This is a genomic window from Rhodoblastus sp., from assembly GCF_019449565.1.
In the GTDB taxonomy this organism is placed as follows: Bacteria; Pseudomonadota; Alphaproteobacteria; order Rhizobiales; family Beijerinckiaceae; genus Rhodoblastus.
This window is the reverse complement of record NZ_JAGRPM010000077.1, coordinates 1-3,468: the sequence shown is the minus strand read 5'-3', so window position 1 is coordinate 3,468 and position 3,468 is coordinate 1. Positions and strand designations below refer to the sequence as shown.

General features: G+C 60.0%; 4 protein-coding genes, 1 tRNA gene and 1 pseudogene. 1 reads left to right on the top strand and 5 read right to left on the bottom strand.

Translation table 11 applies throughout. The features are described 5' to 3' along the window. Window positions 1–352: pseudogene (locus tag QZ409_RS17260) on the top strand (hypothetical protein); the annotation flags it as partial. Window positions 353–404: 52 nt separating this feature from the next. Here QZ409_RS17260 and QZ409_RS17255 read toward each other — a convergent pair. The 5 genes from QZ409_RS17255 to QZ409_RS17235 all read right to left on the bottom strand — a co-directional run. Continuing rightward, window positions 405–480, bottom strand: a tRNA-Ala gene (locus QZ409_RS17255). A gap of 271 nt (window positions 481–751) precedes the next feature. Next, window positions 752–1,120 carry a TIGR02300 family protein gene (locus QZ409_RS17250; RefSeq protein WP_296713743.1) on the bottom strand — a complete coding sequence of 123 codons (369 nt, stop codon included), beginning with the start codon at window positions 1,118–1,120 and terminating at the stop codon, window positions 752–754. Between the two features lie 207 nt (window positions 1,121–1,327). Further along, window positions 1,328–1,894: an HNH endonuclease gene (locus QZ409_RS17245; RefSeq protein ID WP_296713741.1), complete on the bottom strand. Its 567-nt coding sequence runs from the start codon at window positions 1,892–1,894 to the stop codon at window positions 1,328–1,330. Between the two features lie 415 nt (window positions 1,895–2,309). Continuing rightward, window positions 2,310–3,191, bottom strand: coding sequence for a 3-hydroxybutyryl-CoA dehydrogenase (locus QZ409_RS17240; protein ID WP_296713739.1), 882 nt, complete (start codon window positions 3,189–3,191; stop codon window positions 2,310–2,312). A 69-nt stretch (window positions 3,192–3,260) separates the two neighbouring features. Next, the coding region (locus tag QZ409_RS17235) for an FAD-binding protein (RefSeq protein ID WP_296713737.1) at window positions 3,261–3,468 on the bottom strand (208 nt) is incomplete at its 5' end.

Here is a 3,468-nt window from a genome sequence, read left to right as displayed (position 1 = left end):
GAACGCTGGCCGGCTTCAGATCGGAATAGGTGGCCGGCTTCCTATTGGAATGCGTGGCCGGCTTCGTCGGAATCCGCACGCTATGGACCTGCCGCTCACGCCCAAGACCGTAAAGGCGGGGCTCCAGGATTTCACCAAAGCAGGTCTTGTGCGCGAAGTCGCTCTCTATGGGGCGACGGTGTGGTACGACACCAATACGGGCTCTCACTTCCACTTCTACGACGAGGACGCGAAGCTTCTCTTTGACATGCCCGACGCGATGATCCCGCTGTTCAATCTGCCCGACGCGGAAGGATTCGATGTCGTCGGCGTCGATCTGATTGTCCGAATACGCCGAATCGGCGGAGTCTGACGCCGCGCCCGCCTTTGCGGCGGCAAAAATTTCAGGCGATCAGGAAGTGTTTTGGTGGAGCCAGACGGAATCGAACCGACGACCTCTTCAATGCCATTGAAGCGCTCTCCCAACTGAGCTATGGCCCCACATTTCCACCTCATGCCTTTGGGAAGGCGACCGCGTTACGGCGAGGCGTGGGCGGGTGTATAGCGGCAAGGCGGCGGGGGGACAAGCCCTTTGAGCCGCCCAGGGACAAAAATTTGCGCGTCGAAAAAATTTCGTCGTGACCTTGCTGTAATTTGGGGAGTTTGGCCCGAAACATCGTTCAAAAAAGCGGAAAAGCCCGCGCCTTTGCGGCGCGAGCTTTCTTCTGAACGAGAAGATGACGACGGCGCACCGCGCCCGCCTAGCGGCGCCTCAGCCCTCTTCGTCGGTTTCGATATCGCCGTCGATGAGATCGGCGACGTCGTCGTTATCCTCTTCCTCCTCTTCGAGGAAGGTGTCGTCCGGGGCGTCGTCGCCCAGATCGACATCGTCGTCGACCACGGCAGCCACTTTCTCGTCAGTGGCGTCGGCCTCTTCAAGCGACACGATTTCAGCGCCGGCCTCGGGCAGATCCGCTTCTTCATCCTCCGCGGCGGCGGCGCGGGCGGCGGCGCGCGACAAGGCTGGCGGCTGGAAGGTCGCGCCGCATTTGGGGCAAAGGATGGGATCCCGATTGAGATCGAAAAATTTCACGCCGCAATTCTGACACTGACGTTTACTGCCGAGTTCCGGTTTCGCCACTTTTGGAATCCCCTTGTCGTCGTCCGCCGGCTGGGCCAAGCCGATCGAAGGCCTTCGGACGGTGGGGTTATTCGCGCTACGACCTGCTGTCAATCCGAATCGAACCGGAAAAGCCAAGCGTCGTGGGCGGCAAATCCACCGAACTGGGATAATTGCAAAATCGGCGATCTTTTCAATCGGAAGATTTCGGCCGCCGGCGCCAAAAAATCAGCGATCGAGTTCCGAATCCCAGTAGAGAAAATCGTTCCAGGTCTTGTGGAGCTCGTTATTGGCCTGGGGCAGGCGCCGCGCGATCATGTCGAGCTGGTAGGGGCTCGGCGCGAAGGGCGCGCGCCGCAGCTTCAGGCCGGCCTGTTTGGGCGTCAGATCGGCCTTGAGCAGATTGTCGCGCTGGCAGCAGGCCACGATATTGGACCAGGTCGTCTGGCCTCCCTTCGAGCGCGGGATGACGTGATCGAAGGTCAGATCCTTCGCCAGGGCCTTGCTGCCGCAATATTGGCAGGTGAACTCATCGCGCAAAAAGACGTGGTAGCGCGTGAAGGCGATGGTCTTGCGGCGATGATAGGCCTTGAGGGCGACGACCGAAGGGACCTCGAAGGATTTATTTGCGGAGCGCACCACGACGTCTTCGTAGGTCGCGACAGGATAGACCCTGCCCTTCAGCAGGGCGACGAGGGCGTCCTGCCAGCTCCATATCGAGAGGGGCGCCCAGCTGACGGGCTGCATGTCGGCGTTGAGCACCAGCGTGCGAAGATTGGCGACATGGGCGTTCATGAAGCCCTCCGCCGTTTTCGAATGGCATGGGCGTGCGTTACAGCTCCCGCCGATGTCAGGATCATCGTCCGGTCGCTGGACCGAAAGGAAGAGAGTCTGTTGGGCGCAGCTTCGGCGCCCGCCGTTTCCGCAACCGGCGCCCGTTGGCGCCTATGCAGAAACGCGGCGGTCACGCCGCCCTCCCTTTCCAGGGATGAAGCGCGGCGCGCGTGGAGTCGGGGAATAAGGGATCAAGGGACAAAACGGCGCGCCCCGGGCGAAACCCCGGCTTGGGCATCGGCTGCGTCTGACCATTCATTGGCCGCCCCCTGCAAATCGACTCGTTTGAAAAGCCTGATCTCGGATGCGGATAATGTATATAGGGCATGACGCCTTTGTGAAGACTTTCCAGTGATTTTCCTGCGTATGCGGCGTTTTATCGCGTCGGGATCGGCGCGCCGCTACGGTAATCATAGAAGCCGCGCTGGGTTTTGCGGCCCAGCCAGCCGGCTTCGACATATTTCACCAGCAAAGGGCAAGGCCGGTATTTCGAATCTGCCAGGCCCTCGTGCAGGACCTGCATGATCGAAAGGCAGGTGTCGAGGCCGATGAAATCGGCCAGCTGCAGCGGACCCATGGGGTGATTCGCGCCGAGGCGCATCGCCGTATCAATGGCGTCGACGGTTCCGACGCCCTCATAAAGCGTGTAGATCGCCTCATTGATCATCGGCAGCAGGATGCGATTGACGATGAAGGCCGGAAAATCTTCGGAAACAGTCACCGTCTTGTCGAGCTTCTCGATATAGACGCGGGCGGCGGAAAAGGTTTCGTCATCGGTCGCAATGCCGCGAATCAGCTCGACCAGCTGCATGCGCGGAACGGGATTCATGAAATGTATGCCGATGAAACGACCGGGACGATCGGTGGTCGAAGCGAGGCGGGTGATCGAGATTGAAGATGTATTGGTCGCGATGACCGCATCTTTTTTCATCGACAGGCATACTTCGGAGAGGATCTTGCGCTTGATCTCTTCGTTTTCCGTGGCGGCTTCGATGACCAGATCCGCGTCGCCGAGATCCTTGAAGGCGGGCGCCGGCTTGATGCGTGCGATGGCCGCCGCCTTATCAGCTGCAGTCATGGCGTCACGCTCGACCAGACGGCTCAGATTGCCGTCGATCTTGGCGATGGCCTCTTTGATTCTGTCCTCGGAAATATCGTTCATGACGACGTCGAAACCGCCGGCTGCGCTCACCAGCGCGATGCCGCTGCCCATCTGACCTGACCCGACGATGCCGATTTTACGAATTTCGAAGGTCATGATCCATTCCCGACCAGTTCACGCAAGCGGCGGCGATCATAGGTCACAATCGCCGCCGCCGCATCTATCCTAACGGCCGATCTTCTTGAGCTCTTCGTTCAACTCCGGCAGGGCGGCGTAGAGATCCGCCACGAGGCCGTAATCGGCGACCTGGAAGATCGGGGCCTCTTCGTCCTTGTTGATGGCGACGATGACCTTGGAGTCCTTCATGCCCGCCAGATGCTGGATCGCGCCGGAAATCCCCACCGCGATGTAAAGCTCCGGCGCCACCACCTTG

Coding starts and splice junctions, on each gene's coding strand:
- QZ409_RS17245 (WP_296713741.1), bottom strand. CDS start 1,894: ATGAACGCCCATGTCGCCAATCTTCGCACGCTGGTGCTCAACGCCGAC.
- QZ409_RS17240 (WP_296713739.1), bottom strand. CDS start 3,191: ATGACCTTCGAAATTCGTAAAATCGGCATCGTCGGGTCAGGTCAGATG.